Below are 17,165 nucleotides of genomic sequence, written 5' to 3'. Positions count from 1 at the left end.
GCGCGGCAGATGCCCGCGGCCTGGCTTTGGAACCTATAACGCTTGAACCTGGCGACGCCTCATTCCTGTTATGTTTGAAAAAATCCTCATCGCCAACCGTGGCGAAATTGCCCTGCGTATCCAGCGCGCCTGCCGCGAACTGGGTATCAAGACCGTGGTCGTGCACTCCGAGGCCGACCGCGAGGCCAAGTACGTGAAGCTGGCCGATGAGTCGGTCTGCATCGGCCCGGCCCCGTCCACGCTGTCCTACCTGAACATGCCGGCCATCATCAGCGCCGCTGAAGTCACGGACGCCCAGGCGATCCACCCCGGCTACGGCTTCCTGTCGGAAAACGCCGATTTCGCCGAGCGCGTGGAGCAGTCCGGCTTCGTCTTCATCGGCCCGCGCGCGGAAAACATCCGCATGATGGGCGACAAGGTCTCGGCCAAGCAGGCCATGATCCGTGCCGGCGTGCCCTGCGTGCCGGGTTCGGAAGGCGCGCTGCCGGACAATCCCAAGGAAATCGTCCAGATCGCGCGCAAGATCGGCTATCCGGTCATCATCAAGGCCGCCGGCGGCGGCGGTGGCCGTGGCATGCGCGTGGTGCATACCGAAGCCGCGCTGATCAATGCCGTGACCATGACCAAGACCGAAGCCGGTGCCGCCTTCGGCAATCCGGAAGTCTATATGGAGAAGTACCTGGAAAATCCGCGCCACGTGGAAATCCAGGTCCTGGCCGACGAGCACAAGCAAGCCATCTGGCTGGGCGAGCGCGACTGCTCCATGCAGCGCCGCCACCAGAAGGTCATCGAGGAAGCGCCAGCACCAGGCATCCCGCGCAAGATCATCGAGAAGATCGGTGAACGCTGCGCCGAAGCCTGCCGCAAGATGAACTATCGCGGCGCCGGCACCTTCGAGTTCCTGTATGAAAATGAAGAGTTCTACTTCATCGAGATGAACACCCGCGTGCAGGTGGAACACCCGGTGACCGAAATGATCACCGGTGTGGACATCGTGCAGGAACAGATCCGCATCGCCGCCGGCGAAAAGCTGCGCTACCGCCAGCGCGACATCGAACTGAAGGGTCACGCCATCGAGTGCCGCATCAACGCCGAGGATCCCTTCAAGTTCATCCCGTCGCCGGGCCGCATCACGGCGTGGCACGTGCCGGGTGGTCCTGGCATCCGCGTGGATTCGCATGCCTATTCGGGTTACTTCGTGCCGCCCAACTATGATTCCATGGTGGGCAAGGTGATTTCCTATGGCGCCACCCGCGAGCAGGCCATCCGCCGCATGCAGATCGCGCTGTCGGAAATGGTGGTGGAAGGCATTTCGACCAACATCCCGCTGCACCGCGAACTGATGGTCGATGCGCGTTTCTTCGAAGGCGGAACCAATATCCATTATCTGGAACATAAGTTGTCGGAACGCCCGACGGCGCCGGAAGCGGACAAGTCCACCAAGAAGTAATCGCAGCACATCAGCATCAACGGTAACGCAACAGCAAAGGCAAACCAGCATGGCATGGGTAGAAATCGTCATCGAAGTGGCGCGGGAAGAGGCGGAGGCATTGTCCGACGCCCTGATGGATGCTGGCGCCCTGTCGGTGTCGGTGGAAGATGCCGATGAAGGGACGGACGCCGAGCGCCCGCTCTTCGGCGAGCCCGGCATGGAGCCCGAAGAAGCCGCCTGGGACCGCAGCCGTGTAGTGGCGCTGGCCGGCAAGGATGCCGACCACGCCACCATCGTCATGGATGCGGCCAAGGCCATCGGCCTGGACTATGCCCTGCCCTTTGCCACGCGCAACGTGGAAGAGCAGGACTGGGTGCGCCTGACGCAATCCCAGTTCGAGCCCATCCACATCGGCCAGCGCATCTGGGTGGTGCCCAGCTGGCACGAAGCCCCGGCCGATCCCGATGCCCTGGTGCTGGAACTGGACCCGGGCCTGGCCTTCGGCACGGGCAGCCATCCGACTACCCGGCTGTGCATGGAGTGGCTGGAAGCCAATGCGCCCCAGGCCCAAACCCTGCTCGACTACGGCTGCGGCTCGGGCATCCTGGCACTCGTGGCCGCCAAGATCGGCGTGCCCCAGGTGATCGGCGTGGACATCGATCCGCAGGCGCTGGAAGCGGCGCATCACAATACCGAACGCAACGGCTGCAGCGCTACCTATTACCTGCCGGAACCCTTCGCCGCCGCTCATCCGGAAGGCGAACGCTTCGACGTGGTGGTGGCCAACATCCTGGCCGGTCCCCTGCAACTGATGGCGCCGATGCTGGCCGGACGCGTGCGCGCGGGCGGTTCGCTGGTACTTTCGGGTGTGCTGGAGCGCCAGGCGCAGGAAGTCATCGCCAGCTACGCACCCTATATCGCCCTGACCGTGTGGGCCGAACACGAAGGCTGGGTGGCCCTGGCAGGCCGCCTGCCGGAGTAATCCATGGCGTTGGCGACGCAGTGTCCGCACTGTCTGACCATCTTCAGGGTCGCCAGCGACCAGCTCAAACTGCGCGGCGGACTGGTCCGCTGCGGCAATTGCCGCCAGGTCTTCAACGGTAACGAGTTCCTGGTCGAGCCCAGCGTGGCCGACGGCCACTACCAGCCCGCACCGGGCAGCAAGGCGCAGGCCGGCATGGCCAGCCCGTCCGTGGTACCGACGCCGGCATCGCAGACATCCCCGGTTTCCCCGGCTCCAGGCGCATATGAACGAAATATCGCGCCGCCAGCCTCCCAGCCCGTTTTCTCCGCGCCCCCTTCGCCGGCTCCACTGCCGGAGGTGAACGTTCCTGCTCCGGAGCCGACCATCGCTGCTGCTGCAGCGGCGGCACCCGCGGCCATTCCGGTGATCGCCGAACCCAAGGTATTCCGCTCGCCCGCCAGTCCGGGCTACATTCCCGACCTGGGTGCGGCGCTCAAACCCGCCGCGCCTGTGGACAAGATCAACCTAGCCGACCAGGCCGGCAGCTCGCCTGCCCCGTCGGAACACGACCCCGACAGCGGCGCCCTGCTGCAGCGCTCTTCCATCGATACCGATGAGATCGCCGCCCCGCCCGAGGTGGCTGCGGTGTTTCGCATCGACGACGAACCGCTGCCAGCTGTGGAAGAAGAACGGGAAATCCAGGACGAGAGCGAACCCGCCGACGCTCCCGGCTTCGTCAAGCACGCCGAGCGCCGCGCTCGTATCAGCCAGGTGATGAAGATGGTGATGATGGTGCTGGCCGGCGTCATGGTGCCGGTCCTGCTGCTGCAATCGCTCTATTACTGGCGTAATCCCCTGGCCGCCGCCGCGCCGCCTTTGCGTCCCCTGCTCAATGGCATGTGCGTAGCCTTGCATTGCACCGTAGGCCTGCCCACCGAGATCGACCGGCTCTCGCTGGAAGCCAACGAACTGCAGGTGGTGCCGCCCAACCAGAACGTCTATGCGCTCTCGCTGGTGATGCGCAATCGCGGCGACACTGCGCAGGCCTGGCCGCATATTGAACTCACGCTCAACAATGATGACGAGAAGGCGGTGGTGCGGCGGGTCTTCCGTCCGCGCGACTATCTGGCCGATCCGGCCCAGGTCGACAGCGGCATCGCGCCCGCGAGCGAGCAGCAGATCAGGCTCAACTTCGAGCTCAAGGAAGCGCTGGTCTCGGGCTATCGCATTTATCTGTTCTATCCCTGAGCCGCCCTGCTGCTCCGGCAACGCGGCGCTGCTTGCGCCAAGTCCAGCCTCCCGGCCGCTTTTCTTCTACAATGCGGCATCGTTCACTCACTTGTACCGACCACGCCATGAGCTCACTGATCTGCGGTTCCCTCGCTTACGACAACATCATGCAATACGAGGGCCGCTTCGCTGAAGCCCTGCTGGCCGACCAGTTGCACAAGGTCAACGTCTCCTTTCTGGTGCCGACCATGCGCCGCGAGTTCGGCGGCTGTGCCGGCAACATCGCCTACAACCTCAAGCTGCTGGGCGGCGAGCCCATCGTGATGGCCACGGTGGGACTCGATAGCGCGCCCTATATGGAGCGCCTGGCCACGCTGGGGATCTCCACGCAATGCGTGCGCCAGATCGAGACGTCGTTTACGGCCCAGTGCTTCATCACCACCGATGCCGACAGCAACCAGATCACCGCCTTCCACCCCGGTGCCATGACCTGGTCGCATGAAAACAAGGTGGCCGATGCCGGCAGGGTCAAATTCGCCATCGTCGCTCCCGATGGCCGCGATGGCATGCTGCAGCACGCGCAGCAGGCCGCCGAACTGAACATCCCGCTGATCTTCGATCCGGGCCAGGGCATGCCGATGTTCGATGGCAATGACCTCAAGAACTTCATCGACCTGGCCACCTACGTGGCCGTCAACGATTACGAAGCCGAGCTGCTGACCGCCCGCACCGGCCTGACGCTGGCGCAGATCGCCGAGCGCGTCACGGCGCTGGTGGTCACGCGCGGTGAGCTGGGAGCGGACATCTTCGTGGGCGGTAAGCACCACGCCATCCCCTGCGTGCGGGCCGACAAGATCGCCGATCCGACCGGCTGCGGCGATGCCTTCCGCGCCGGCATGCTCTACGGTCTGACCGAAGGCTATGACTGGGAAACCACCGGCCGCCTGGCCAGCCTGATGGGTTCCATCAAGATCGCTTCGCAAGGTCCGCAGAACCATGCGCCGTCCAAGGCAGAGATCGAGGAACGCTTCCACAAGGCTTTCGGTTATCGCTTCTGATGTCATTCCCGGCCGGTGCCGCGCAGCGTGACACCGGCAGCAGCACGCCACAAGGAGATTCGCCATGCTGAGCCATTCGTCGTCTGTCATGTCTGCCGGGGTCTGCTCGCGCCTGCGCCGTGTGGGTAACGCGTGCGTCTTGCTGGCTGCGGCACTGTGTTCGCAAGCCGCGCTGGCCGCACTCAAGCCCGGCGACAAGGCGCCCGAGTTCTCCGCGCCGAGTTCACTGGGAGGACAGGTCTCGACCTTCTCGCTCTCGGAAGCGCTCAAGAAAGGTCCGGTGGTGCTGTACTTCTATCCGGCGGCCTTCACCTCCGGCTGCACCATCGAAGCCCACCTCTTCGCCGAAGCGGTGGATCGCTACAAGGCACTGGGGGCCACCGTCATCGGCGTGTCGGGGGACAACATCGAGACGCTCAACAAGTTCTCCGTCAGCGAATGTCGCAGCAAGTTCGCCGTGGCTGCCGACGTCGACAAGAAGATCATGAAGGCCTATGACGCCCAGTTCCTGAAGGTGACCGGCTATGCCAGCCGCACCTCCTACGTCATCACGCCGGACCATGCCATCCTCTATGAATACACCGACATGAATCCGGAAAAACACGTGGAGAACACCATGCAGGCGCTGGAGCAATGGTCGGCCAGGCAGAAGCGCTGACCAGAGAAGCGCAGGCAGACATCAAAAATCAAAAGAGCCGGACGTGTGTCCGGCTCTTTTGCGTTGGGGCAAGGCCGCAGCGTCTTCAGTAGAGCGTGAAGAAGAGCGCGTCGATCACCCGTACCGCAATCTGCAGCAGGATCAGCAGTACCAGCGGCGACAGGTCGACACCGCCCAGCGGCGGGATGAGACGGCGCAGCGGGCGCAGCAGCGGGTCGTTCAGGGCGCGCACGAAGGGGGCTAGCGGCGCATGCGGATTGACCCAGCTGAAGACCGCTTCCATGATCAGCGTGGCCATGAAGCCGTAGCAGATCCACTGCAGCAAACGCTCCAGCGCCACCAGCAAGATGATCTTGAAGTTGAAGCCGGTCTGCAAACCGAGGATGGCGATGATGGACAAGAGCACGATGAGGAAGGCACCCACCAGGCTGGCCCAGTCGTAACCGCTGCCCGGCATCACCCGGCGCAGGGGACGCACCAGCCAGTCCGAGAGCTGGTAGACGAACTGCCCCACCGATTGGGGCGGACGCACGCGCACCACTTGCATCCAGAAACGCAGCAGCATGACGCCGGCCAGGATGCTGGCGACGGCGTTGACGATCATCGTGAAAATACTAAGCAGCACAGGGATCTCCATCAGTGAGAGGCAGGGCACATACTAGTGTGCCAGCGGCTGGGGCGCAATCGCCAGGTGCGGCGGCGACATCATCTGGCAGGCATGCACGCGCAGGGCGTGTGGGCATGCACCAGCTTCTTCATATTGTGCCATTGCGCCGGATTGCCAGAGCAGAGCTTGCGGCATCCTTCTGATCGCGGTGGCTATCTCTACGGCAAGACCAGAACGGTGAGGCATAAAAAAACCGCTGCATGGCGCGATGCCATACAGCGGCCTTCAGTCTGAGGGGATCAGACTGGACGCACGCCCGGATTACGGACGGCCAGCGCCGGTCGGGAACGGCCATGCTGCGGCCGGGTTCAACACGGTCTTGGCGGCGGCCGGAGCTGCAGCGGCTGCCGGCTTGGCGGCGGCCTTCTTGGGCGCAGCGGCCTTCTTCGGAGCAGCGACCTTCGGTGCTGCTGCCTTCTTGGCGGCGGCCTTCGGAGCTGCAACCTTCTTCGCTGCTGCCTTCGGTGCTGCGGCCTTCTTGGCGGCGGCCTTCGGAGCTGCAACCTTCTTCGCTGCTGCTGCCTTCGGTGCTGCGGCCTTCTTGGCGGCGGCCTTCGGAGCTGCAACCTTCTTCGCTGCTGCTGCCTTCGGTGCTGCTGCCTTCTTGGCGGCGGCCTTCGGAGCTGCAACCTTCTTCGCTGCTGCTGCCTTCGGTGCTGCGGCCTTCTTGGCGGCGGCCTTCGGAGCTGCAACCTTCTTCGCTGCTGCCTTCGGTGCTGCGGCCTTCTTGGCGGCGGCCTTCGGAGCTGCGACCTTCTTCGCTGCTGCCTTCGGTGCTGCGGTCTTCTTGGCGGCTGCCTTCGGAGCTGCAACCTTCTTTGCTGCCGCCTTCGGTGCTGCGGTCTTCTTGGCGGCTGCCTTCGGAGCTGCAACCTTCTTGGCTGCTGCCTTAGGAGCGGCTGCCTTGGTCGCTGCGGCCTTCTTCGGCGCTGCAGCCTTCTTGGCAGCTGCCGGCTTGGCGGCGGCCTTGGCCACGGTCTTCTTGGCGGCTGCGGCCTTGGGGGCTGCTACCTTCTTGGTGGTTTCCTTGGCGGCGACCGCCTTTTCCTTCTTTGCCGCCGGCTTCTTCGCCGCGGTCTTCTTTGCTGCTGTTGCCATTTTGTTTCTCCTTCTTCACGTGAATGGAAAAAATCAAGCTTGATATAAGCAACCCGCACGCGACATCGCGATGACGCGGGCGAGCTATTCATCGGCACAAGCCGCCTGTGGCTTGCGCTAATGAATTCGGCACCAGCTGAACTGCTGCATCCCCTCACCTATGCAGCGCTTCAGCTATCTTGGCGACGCCCCTCCGGTAGTGCCCGCGCAATGGCGCAGGAAGATGCGACTACGGGAGCAGGCGCGACACCAAAAAAAACGCCAGCGTGTTCAAACGCTAGCGTCGGAATCGCGTTCCTGAAAAACCTCGGTGTTTTTCAAAGGAAAAGCCGCCTGACCCGACACGAGGGGGTTAAGCGGCGATAACAGAGAAGATTGATTCGGTCTCTGACTGTTCATTAATTTGGCGTAGGCCTTTTCCGTTTCAGCAGCCGGGCATCTTGCAAGCTACCCGGCTACTGTTGTGCATCACGTCTCGATGAAGAGAACTTCGAGACTGCACATCATTCCCAACTCAGTGCGCCCCCGGTTTGGTATTCGATGACGCGGGTCTCAAAGAAGTTGCGCTCCTTCTTCAAGTCGATCATCTCACTCATCCACGGGAACGGATTTTCTTCTTGTGCGAACAGCGGATCCAATCCGATTTGCTGTGCGCGGCGGTTTGCGATGAATCGCAGGTAGCTCTTGAACATCGGTGCGTTCAACCCGAGCACGCCTCGCGGCATTGTATCCTCTGCGTAACGATATTCCAACTCCACCGCGCGTAAAAACAACGATTTGATCTCTTCGCGGAATTCAGGAGTCCACAGGTGCGGGTTCTCCATCTTCACGGTGTTGATCAGGTCGATGCCGAAGTTGCAGTGCATCGATTCGTCGCGCAGGATGTATTGATACTGCTCGGCTGCACCCATCATCTTGTTCTGTCGACCCAGCGCCAGGATCTGCGTGAAGCCGACGTAGAAGAACAGACCTTCCATGATGCAGGCGAAGACGATCAAGGACTTCAACAGCTTCTGATCATTCTCCATCGTGCCGGTCTTGAACTCGGGATCGGTCAGCGTATCGATGAAGGGAATCAGGAACTCGTCCTTGTCGCGGATCGATGCGACCTCGTGATACGCATTGAAGATCTCGGCTTCATCCAGGCCCAGCGACTCGACGATGTACTGGTAGGCGTGGGTGTGGATCGCTTCTTCGAAGGCCTGGCGCAGCAGGTACTGGCGGCACTCCGGCGCGGTGATGTGGCGATAGGTGCCCAGCACGATGTTGTTGGCGGCCAGCGAGTCGGCGGTGACGAAGAAGCCCAGGTTGCGCTTGACCAGACGGCGTTCGTCTTCGGTCAGGCCGTTCGGATTCTTCCACAGCTCGATGTCGCGCTGCATGTTGATCTCTTGCGGCATCCAGTGGTTGGCGCAGCCGGCCAGGTACTTGTCCCAGGCCCACTTGTACTTGAAGGGCACCAGCTGGTTGACGTCGGTGTGGCCGTTGATGATGCGCTTGTCGGCGGCATTGACGCGGCGGGTGGTGTCGACCTGCTCGCCGTTGCCGGCCATCAGCGCCGGGTTCAGCGCAGCGTTGGACTGGCCGAAAGCCTGTTGCAGTTGCGGCTGCAGGTTGGGGGTGCGCGGCGCCTGGGCCGGCTGCTTGACTTCATCATCCCAAGAAAGCATCTGTGGTTCCTCTTTACTTTATCGGTCGCTGCCGGCAGGTCGGATGACCGTGGCGCGGCGGGTGTCTATCAGGTGACAACGGCGCATCCGGTGAAGTTCACCGCGATGCGCCGGCTAGGGTGGGTGGGACTTGGACAGTGGTGCTGCCATCATCTCGGATGACCTTGATCATCCTCATCAGCAGGCCGTCCGGCCCCACCCGGATTGCTTGCTTACTGGCAGGCCTCGCACTCTTCAAAGCCCGGGTCGCCCGGACGCATGGTGCAGACCGGACCATCGGCTTCGATCGAAGCACCCGGGTTCGGCATCACGTAGGCAGCCGAGGCAGCGGCGGCCGAGGCGATCGGTGCAGCCGGCACGGCCGTACCGGAAGCCGATGCCATCGCACCTGCACCGCCGTCAACGGCCACGGCGTTCAGTGCGCCCGCACGGGAAGTAGACTTCTCGGTGTGGGTCGCGCCGATGGTGCGCAGGTAGTAGGTGGTCTTGAGGCCACGCAGCCAGGCCAGCTTGTAGGTCTCGTCCAGGCGCTTGCCGGAAGCACCGGCCATGTAGATGTTCAGCGACTGGGCCTGGTCGATCCACTTCTGACGACGCGAGGCGGCTTCCACCAGCCAGGACGGATCCACTTCGAAGGCGGTGGCGTAGATGTCGCGCAGGTCTTGCGGGATGCGGTCGATCTTGGCCAGGCTGCCGTCGAAATACTTGAGGTCGGCGACCATGACTTCATCCCACAGGCCACGGGCCTTCAGGTCGCGCACCAGGTACTCGTTGATCTCGGTGAATTCGCCCGACAGGTTCGACTTCACGTACAGGTTCTGGTAGGTCGGCTCGATGCAGGCGGACACGCCGATGATGTTGGAGATGGTCGCCGTCGGCGCAATGGCCACGCAGTTCGAGTTGCGCATGCCGTGTTCGGCGATGCGCGCACGCAGGGCGGCCCAGTCCAGGGTCTCGGTGGTGTCGGTTTCCAGATAGCCGCCGCGTTCTTGTGCCAGCAGCTTCAGGGAATCCTGCGGCAGGATGCCGCGATCCCACAGCGAACCGCGGTAGGAAGCGTAACGGCCGCGCTCTTCGGCCAGTTCGGTCGAGGCCATGTAGGCGTAGTAGCAGACGGCTTCCATGGAGCGGTCGGCGAACTCGACGGCATCCATCGAGGCGTAGGGCACGCGCTTGATGTGCAGGCAGTCCTGGAAGCCCATGATGCCCAGGCCGACCGGACGGTGGCGCAGGTTGGAGTCGCGGGCCTTCTTGACGGCGTAATAGTTGATGTCGATGACGTTATCCAGCATGCGCATGGCGGTGCGGATGGTCTTTTGCAGCTTGGCATGGTCCAGCTCGCCATTGACCAGGTGCGCCGGCAGGTTCACCGAACCCAGGTTGCAGACCGCGATTTCGCTGTCGTTGGTGTTCAGGGTGATCTCGGTGCACAGGTTGGAGCTGTGGACCACGCCCACGTGTTGCTGCGGCGAGCGGATGTTGCAAGGATCCTTGAAGGTGATCCACGGGTGGCCGGTTTCGAAGAGCATCGACAGCATCTTGCGCCACAGGTCGTTGGCCTGCACCTTCTTGAAGAGCTTCAGCTCGCCACGGGCGGCCTTGGCTTCATAGGCGGTGTAGGCTTCTTCGAAGGCACGGCCGAACTTGTCGTGCAGGTCCGGGGTGTCCGAGGGCGAGAACAGGGTCCACTCGCCCTTTTCCATCACGCGCTTCATGAACAGGTCGGGAATCCAGTTCGCGGTGTTCATGTCGTGGGTGCGGCGGCGGTCGTCGCCGGTGTTCTTGCGCAGTTCGAGGAATTCCTCGATGTCCATGTGCCAGGTTTCCAGGTAGGCGCAGACCGCGCCCTTGCGCTTGCCACCCTGGTTGACCGCCACGGCGGTATCGTTGACCACCTTCAGGAAGGGGACCACGCCTTGCGACTTGCCGTTGGTGCCCTTGATGTGGGCGCCCAGGGCGCGCACCGGGGTCCAGTCATTGCCCAGGCCGCCGGCGAACTTGGCCAGCAGGGCGTTTTCCTTGATGGCTTCGTAGATGCCGTCGAGGTCGTCGGCCACCGTGGTCAGGTAGCAGGAGGACAGCTGCGAACGCTGGGTACCCGAGTTGAACAGGGTCGGGGTCGAGCTCATGAAGTCGAAGGACGACAGCAGGTCGTAGAACTCGATGGCGCGCGCTTCGCGGTCGATTTCGTTCAGTGCCAGGCCCATGGCCACGCGCATGTAGAACGCCTGGGGCATCTCGATGCGGGTGCCGCCGATGTGCAGGAAATAACGGTCATACAGGGTCTGCAGGCCGATGTAGCCGAACTGCAGGTCGCGCTCGGGCTTCAGGGCTGCGGCCAGCTTGGCCAGGTCGAACTGGGCCAGCTTGGTGTCGAGCAGTTCGGCCTCGATACCCTTCTTCACGTATTGCGGGAAGTATTCCAGGTACTCGGCGGGAGCGTCGGCCTGCGCCACTTCCTTGCCGAAGACTTCCTTGCGGATGGTGTGCATCAGCAGGCGCGAGGTCACCTGGCTGTAGGCCGGGTCCTTTTCCATCAGCGCGCGGGCAGCCAGGATGGCGGACTTGTACAGCTCTTCGACGGGCACGCCGTCGTACAGGTTCTTGACGGTCTCGGCCAGGATGGCTTCGGCATCCACGTGCGCTTCCAGACCGACGCAGGCGGCGGCGATCAGGGCGCGCACTTCATTGATGTCCAGCGGACGGCTCTGGCCGTCTTCGGTCACGTGCAGCTGCGGTGCGGCCACTTCGGTCTTGGTGGCAGCGCCTTGCTGGGCGCGCTCTTCCATACGCTTGGCGCGATACAGCACATAGGCACGTGCCACGTCATGCTCGCCCGAACGCATCAGGGCCAGCTCGACCTGGTCCTGGATGTCTTCAATATGGAAGGTGCCACCGGTGGGCTGGCGGCGCACCAGCGCCGACACCACGTTGGTGGTCAGTTGCTCGACCATTTCGCGCACGCGCGCCGAGGCCGCACCCTGGCCACCGTTGACGGCCAGGAAGGCCTTGGTCACGGCGATGGAAATCTTGGAGGGCTCGAAACCGACCACCGCGCCATTGCGGCGGATGATGCGGTATTCGCCCAGGCCTGCAGTCTGGGACACGATGGACTGGCCTTCAGCGGAGCCATCCAGCTCGGCGGAGACGCCAAACGGGGCGGGCGATTTGACGGAAATTTCTTGGGTTGAGCGCACTTAGCCTCCTGAGGTACATGGGGGCAGACGGATGGGGTATGCCGTCTGCGTTGCTAATAACTTCATCCGGGCCGCGAACTGCACGGGCCCTGCGAACGACGGAAGCGTCCCACAATGAATGTCCCTTGCGTGGACATTCATGCTGACGCAAAACTGCTTGAAACTGATGTGTGGAACGGATTTAAAAGAAGGAGAACCGGGGGCGTTGTCATACTTGGTTACTGCCTCGCGGCTCTTGCACCTTCTGAAGCACTGCCTGGAACGGGCCTGCTGAGGATACAGACCCGACTACAACAACAAGTTCAACTGAGCACTACATCTAGTATCAAAACAACGATTGGGACTAATTCTAGTAGCGGACCTAGGCAGATGCAATCGCTATTTCGAGAATTTTTCTGCTCATCAAGCTTGACTTTTGTGAAGGCCAAGAGGGAAGCGCAATTGCGCCGCGTTAATAATTTTCGCCATTTCGTTGTGATAGCCGGCCCAGTCGAAGAAGGGACCGGGATCGGTCTTGCGTACCGGCGCGATGTGCTCGTGACCGGCCACGGCGGCCAATCCGTAACGCGTTACCAGGGCCTGGGAGAGCTTCACCAGCGTCGCATATTGGGCCTCGGTGAAGGGTTCGAAGTCGGTCCCCTCCAGCTCGATGCCGATGGAAAAATCATTGCAGCGCTCGCGTCCTTCGAAGCTGGAAACGCCCGCATGCCAGGCGCGGCGATGGGCAGGCACGAACTGCACCACCTCGCCGTCGCGGCGGATCAGGAAGTGGGCCGACACCCGCAGCGCACGCAGCTGGTCGAAATAGGGATGGGCGTCGAAGTCGAGGCGATTGCAGAACAGGTCAGCGATGTAGGGCCCGCCGAACTGGCCGGGCGGCAGGCTGATGTTGTGGATCACCAGCAGCTCCGTGGCCACGCCCTCGGGGCGGTCGTCGCAGTTGGGCGAGGGTTCGCGGCGGGCGTGATTGCACCAGCCGTCGCCATCGATGATCCAGGCGCCGGGCTCAGAGAAGGCAGTGTCCATGATCAGAAGGAGGCCAGGCGGCGATGCTCTTCGCAGCAGTAGTGCGCGCCGGAGGCATGCACCACCGCCTCGGAGGACGGGAAGTGGATGCCGCAATGGGCGCACTGCACCATGGTCTCGACGTTGCTGTCGCTACGGCGGCGAAAGCGCGAGGGCTTGGGACGCGGCATGCCGGGCTCGGCATTGCCATCAGCAGCGGGGTCGCTACCGGCCAGCATGGATTTCTTGGCGCGCTGGAACCACACTACCACGGCCAGCAGCACGACCAGCCAGATCAGATATTTCATGTCAAAACCCGATGCAGCACGACTTCAAGCACGAACCGGCTGCCCACATAAGCTAATAGAAGAATGGCGAAACCGGCCAGCGTGAAGCTCAGCGCAGTGCGCCCCCGCCATCCCTGCCAGCGACGGCCGGCCAGGAGCAGGCCGAACAGCAGCCAGGACAGCATGGTGAAGACCGTCTTGTGGTCCCACTTCAATGGCGTCCCGAACAACTGCTCGGAGAAGACCACGCCCGATAACACCGTCAGCGTCAGCAAGGTGAAGCCGAAGGCGATCAGGCGGAACAGCAATTTTTCCATGGTCAGCAGCGCCGGCAGGCGATCCAGCGCCAGCCCGAACCAGCTGGACTGGGCGGCCGGACCGGGGCGGGTATGCAGGCGCGACTCCTGCAGCACCATCAATACCGCATGGAAGGCGGCGATGGTCAGGGTGCTATAGGCCAGGATGGAGATGGCGATGTGTGCCAGGAACCAGTCGGACTTTCCGGTGAGCGCCACCATGTTGCCGGGGAATATGCTGGGCAGTACCACCGCCAGGGCCGCCACCGGCAGCACCAGCACACGCATGCTGTCGAGCGAGAAATTGCGATTTTCCAGCCAGTAGGCCGCAACGGAAATCCACAGCGTGGACGAGAGCATGACCGCAAAACCCACCCGCAGTGCCTCCGGCGCGAACATGTCCGACAGCAGCGCCGCACCATGCAGCACCCAGCCCGCGACGATGCCCAGTGAAATCGGCACGCGCCGCTCCGAGGGCATGAAGGCGCAGCCCAGATAGAGCAGCGCAGCCAGGATGAAAAAATAAGTTTGCATCGCCCGAGTTTACACTATCTCGGCCCCGGCCCGGCTTGTGCCGGGTCAGGCGGCGGGCAAATCGGCCCGGCCAAATGCGACACGGCAGGGAGCGCCTGCCGTGTCCGGGTACTGCATCAGGGACAACGCACTGCCTCAGTCGACGGCGGCCGCCTTCATCTCGGCGTTGTGATGGCGCTGCTGCTCTTCCATCACCAGCTGGCCGAGTTCGCGCTTGAGGGCATTGAACTCGGGCGCGGCCGGATCGCGCAGGCGCGGCAGGTTCACCAGCATATCGCGCTTGACCGTGCCGGGCCGGTAGGTCATGACCACGATACGGTCGGCCAGGTAGATGGCTTCCTCGATGCTGTGGGTGACGAAGACGATGGTCTTCCTGAACTCGTCCCAGATGCGCAGCAGCTCATCCTGCAGGTTGCGCCGGGTGAGCGCATCGAGGGCACCGAAGGGTTCGTCCATCAGGAGGATGGGCGAATCCAGCGCCAGCACCCGGGCAATGGCCACGCGCTGGCGCATGCCGCCGGACAAGTCCTTGGGGAAGCGGGTACGGAAGTCGATCAGGCCCAGCTTGTCCAGCAGCTGCGTCACACGCCGGGCGATCTCGGCCTTGGGTGTTCCCTTGATCTCCAGACCGAAGGCCACGTTCTGCTCCACCGTCATCCAGGGGAACAGCGCATATTCCTGGAATACCATGCCCCGATCCGGCCCCGGCTCGCTGACCACCTTGTCGCCGGTCAGGATCTGGCCGGACGAGGGCAGCGCAAATCCGGCGATGGCGTTCAGAAGCGTGGACTTGCCGCAGCCGGAAGGACCGAGCAGGCAGACGAACTGGCCATCGGGGATGTCGAGATTGATGTCCTTCAGGGCCACCACCTCGCGGTCATCGGTCTTGAAGACCTTGTTCACACTCTGTATACAGATACGGGGAGAGAAATCGGTCGGTTTCATGTCAGTTCTCCAGCCCGCGATGCCAGCGCAGCATGTAATTGTTGAGGCGGCTCATGCCCAGGTCGATGGCCAGGCCGAGCAGGCCGATGGTGATCATGCCGGCGATGATCTTGTCCGACCAGAAATACTCGCGCGCCTCCATGATGCGAAAACCCAATCCATTGCTGACCGCAATCATCTCCGCCACGATCACCACGATGAAGGCCGTGCCGATGCCGATGCGCACCCCCGAGAGGATGTAAGGCACCGAGGCCGGCAACATCACCCGCAAGAACAGCGTGGACTGGCTCGCCCCCAGGTTACGGGCGGCGCGCAGGTAGATGCTGTCGACCTGGCGCACCCCGGCGATGGTATTCATCAGCACCGGGAAGAAAGCGCCCAGCGAGATCAGGAACAGCGCCGGCGGATTGCCCAGCCCGAACCAGAGGATGGCCAGCGGGATATAGGCAATCGGCGGGATCGGGCGAATCACCTGCACCGTCAGGTTCATCAGCCCGTAGATGCGCTGGCTGGAGCCCATCAGCAAGCCCAGCGGCAGGGCCAGCCCGGCACCGATCAGGAAGCCCGCCACCACCCGGTAGAGACTGCCGATGGCATCCATCACCAGTTCGCCCGAGAAGGCCCAGGCCAGCCAGCTGCCGGACTCGGGGTCGTAGGGTTTCAGGGGCGTGGCGTATTCCACCCATTTCTTCAGCACCGCCCAGGGCGAGGGCAGGATCTGCGGATTGATCCAGCCCGCCCGCGAGGCCCCCTCCCACAGCGCGATCACGATGATCGGCACCAGCAGCCCCTGCAGGAAGCTGCCCTTGTTTTTCTTTGCCATGCGCGATTTCCCCTTGGCTTACTTCAGGTTCATGCTCTTCTTGGCCTGCTCCAGCAGATCGGTCTTCACCCAATCCTTGGCCACCGGCGGCTTGGCCATCTTGCCGGTGCCGTACTTGGCCATGGTGTCGGTGGTGATCTGGATGTGCTCGGCGGTGATGTCGTAGGCGTAGGGCGAATTGCCGATGGCGTCAAAGAAGTCTTCCTTGGTGATCTGGTTCTTGAAGATCACTTCACGCACGTATTTTTCGGCCACGTCCGGCTTGTCGATGAAGGTCTTGGTCGCCTCCAGGAAGCAGCGCATGAACTTTTCTGCCAGCGCACGCTTCTCCGTATAGAACTTCTCGGTCATCACCATGGTGCGATAGGGCTCGCCGATGGGAGTGTCATAAGGCTTCATCACTTCCACGCCGAAGCCCTTGTTGATGGCCTGCGAGGATTGCGGCTCGCTCTGCATCATGGCGTCGATGTTCTTGCCCAGCAGAGCCTGGTTCAGGTCGGCAAAGGCCAGGTAGACGATGGTGACATCCTTGGCGGTCAGTCCGTTCTGGCCCAGTTCGGCATCCAGCAGCACTTCATGGATACCACCACGGGTCACGCCCACCTTCTTGCCCTTCAGGTCCTTGACCGACTTGATGCCCGAGTCCTTGCCCGCCACCAGGCGCGCGCCACCCTTGGCGAAACCGGCCACCACATAGATCGGCGCACCGTTGGCGCGGCCCGAAATGGCCGCTTCGGAGGCGGTCGTACCCACATCGAGCTCACCGGCCAGGATGCCCTGCATCACATCCGGACCCTTGGCGAAGACCTTTTCATCGACCTTGATGCCGCATTTGGGGGCGATCTCCTTGATGTAGGACACCGCACCATAGTGGGCGAACTTCAAATTGCCCAGGCGGATCACGTCATCCGCCGCATGGCTGGTGGCCGAGAAACCGGCGCTGGCCAGCAGGGCCAGGGCGATCCATTGTGTTGGCTTTTGCATTTCCACTCTCCTCTTGTGTGTATCGTTGTTGATACGGCGCGCCGCGACCCGCAATGCAGTCCGGCTGTCTCGATGGCGTTTGGCCCCGGCTGCGTGGCGGGGGCCTTGATTGTTCTATGCGCTTGGAAATTCAGCGCCCATGTATACACAAAGAGTGCAAGCCGTACAAGCTGTTAATTTTACGTAGCATCCCCATCTGGACCGCACGCGCCAACCGGGGCGCAGCAGGGCTGATCGGTTAAAATGCAGGATTGCCCGCCGCCCTTGCTGCGTACGCCTGTGCGCCCTCGTGCCCTTGTGCAGGCCAGCGGCCCTCC

The 17,165-nt window shown here is 62.7% G+C and carries 15 protein-coding genes; 5 read left to right on the top strand and 10 right to left on the bottom strand.

All coding sequences use genetic code 11. The features are described 5' to 3' along the window. The first annotated feature begins 70 nt into the window (after positions 1 to 70). The 5 genes from accC to AACH55_RS01840 all read left to right on the top strand — a co-directional run bounded on the left by accC (position 71) and on the right by AACH55_RS01840 (position 5,342). Positions 71 to 1,450, top strand: coding sequence for an acetyl-CoA carboxylase biotin carboxylase subunit (accC, locus tag AACH55_RS01860; RefSeq protein WP_338717707.1), 1,380 nt, complete (start codon positions 71 to 73; stop codon positions 1,448 to 1,450). Positions 1,451 to 1,499: 49 nt separating this feature from the next. Next, complete coding sequence (prmA, locus tag AACH55_RS01855; RefSeq protein WP_338717705.1) at positions 1,500 to 2,414, top strand: 50S ribosomal protein L11 methyltransferase; 915 nt, start codon at positions 1,500 to 1,502, stop codon at positions 2,412 to 2,414. A gap of 3 nt (positions 2,415 to 2,417) precedes the next feature. Beyond that, positions 2,418 to 3,644, top strand: a complete 1,227-nt coding sequence (locus tag AACH55_RS01850; RefSeq protein ID WP_338717704.1) for a DUF3426 domain-containing protein — start codon at positions 2,418 to 2,420, stop codon at positions 3,642 to 3,644. Between the two features lie 107 nt (positions 3,645 to 3,751). After that, entirely contained in the window at positions 3,752 to 4,684 is a 933-nt protein-coding gene (locus tag AACH55_RS01845) for a carbohydrate kinase family protein (RefSeq protein WP_338717703.1), read from the top strand. A gap of 64 nt (positions 4,685 to 4,748) precedes the next feature. Further along, positions 4,749 to 5,342 (top strand): peroxiredoxin, encoded by a 594-nt coding sequence (locus AACH55_RS01840; RefSeq protein ID WP_338717702.1) that lies wholly within the window; start codon positions 4,749 to 4,751, stop codon positions 5,340 to 5,342. A gap of 85 nt (positions 5,343 to 5,427) precedes the next feature. On the opposite strand, the gene AACH55_RS01835 is transcribed toward AACH55_RS01840, so the two are convergent. The 10 genes from AACH55_RS01835 to AACH55_RS01790 all read right to left on the bottom strand — a co-directional run bounded on the left by AACH55_RS01835 (position 5,428) and on the right by AACH55_RS01790 (position 16,848). After that, the gene (locus tag AACH55_RS01835; protein WP_338717701.1) at positions 5,428 to 5,967 is read right to left on the bottom strand and encodes a YggT family protein; all 540 of its coding nucleotides are present in this window, start codon (positions 5,965 to 5,967) and stop codon (positions 5,428 to 5,430) included. Between the two features lie 303 nt (positions 5,968 to 6,270). Next, the gene (locus AACH55_RS01830) at positions 6,271 to 7,107 is read right to left on the bottom strand and encodes a histone H1-like repetitive region-containing protein (RefSeq protein WP_338717700.1); all 837 of its coding nucleotides are present in this window, start codon (positions 7,105 to 7,107) and stop codon (positions 6,271 to 6,273) included. A 503-nt stretch (positions 7,108 to 7,610) separates the two neighbouring features. Further along, complete coding sequence (locus AACH55_RS01825; RefSeq protein WP_338717699.1) at positions 7,611 to 8,777, bottom strand: ribonucleotide-diphosphate reductase subunit beta; 1,167 nt, start codon at positions 8,775 to 8,777, stop codon at positions 7,611 to 7,613. A gap of 212 nt (positions 8,778 to 8,989) precedes the next feature. Further along, the gene (locus tag AACH55_RS01820; RefSeq protein WP_338717698.1) at positions 8,990 to 11,974 is read right to left on the bottom strand and encodes a ribonucleoside-diphosphate reductase subunit alpha; all 2,985 of its coding nucleotides are present in this window, start codon (positions 11,972 to 11,974) and stop codon (positions 8,990 to 8,992) included. A gap of 402 nt (positions 11,975 to 12,376) precedes the next feature. Continuing rightward, complete coding sequence (gene ampD, locus AACH55_RS01815) at positions 12,377 to 13,000, bottom strand: 1,6-anhydro-N-acetylmuramyl-L-alanine amidase AmpD (RefSeq protein ID WP_338717697.1); 624 nt, start codon at positions 12,998 to 13,000, stop codon at positions 12,377 to 12,379. Positions 13,001 to 13,002: 2 nt separating this feature from the next. Then, positions 13,003 to 13,287, bottom strand: coding sequence for a PP0621 family protein (locus AACH55_RS01810; RefSeq protein ID WP_338717696.1), 285 nt, complete (start codon positions 13,285 to 13,287; stop codon positions 13,003 to 13,005). Beyond that, complete coding sequence (gene ccsA / locus AACH55_RS01805) at positions 13,284 to 14,096, bottom strand: cytochrome c biogenesis protein CcsA (protein ID WP_338717695.1); 813 nt, start codon at positions 14,094 to 14,096, stop codon at positions 13,284 to 13,286. The genes AACH55_RS01810 and ccsA overlap by 4 nt, the downstream gene beginning before the upstream one ends. 135 nt (positions 14,097 to 14,231) lie before the next feature. Continuing rightward, positions 14,232 to 15,041: an ABC transporter ATP-binding protein gene (locus tag AACH55_RS01800; protein WP_338717694.1), complete on the bottom strand. Its 810-nt coding sequence runs from the start codon at positions 15,039 to 15,041 to the stop codon at positions 14,232 to 14,234. Position 15,042: 1 nt separating this feature from the next. Further along, the gene (locus AACH55_RS01795) at positions 15,043 to 15,864 is read right to left on the bottom strand and encodes an ABC transporter permease (protein WP_338717693.1); all 822 of its coding nucleotides are present in this window, start codon (positions 15,862 to 15,864) and stop codon (positions 15,043 to 15,045) included. Positions 15,865 to 15,882: 18 nt separating this feature from the next. Then, positions 15,883 to 16,848, bottom strand: coding sequence for an ABC transporter substrate-binding protein (locus AACH55_RS01790; protein WP_338717692.1), 966 nt, complete (start codon positions 16,846 to 16,848; stop codon positions 15,883 to 15,885). Between the last annotated feature and the right edge of the window lie 317 nt (positions 16,849 to 17,165).

The organism is Herbaspirillum sp. DW155 (assembly GCF_037076565.1).
Lineage (GTDB): Bacteria > Pseudomonadota > Gammaproteobacteria > Burkholderiales > Burkholderiaceae_D > Herbaspirillum.
The sequence above is the reverse complement of the archived record's forward strand: the minus strand, read 5'-3'. Positions and strand labels throughout refer to the sequence as shown.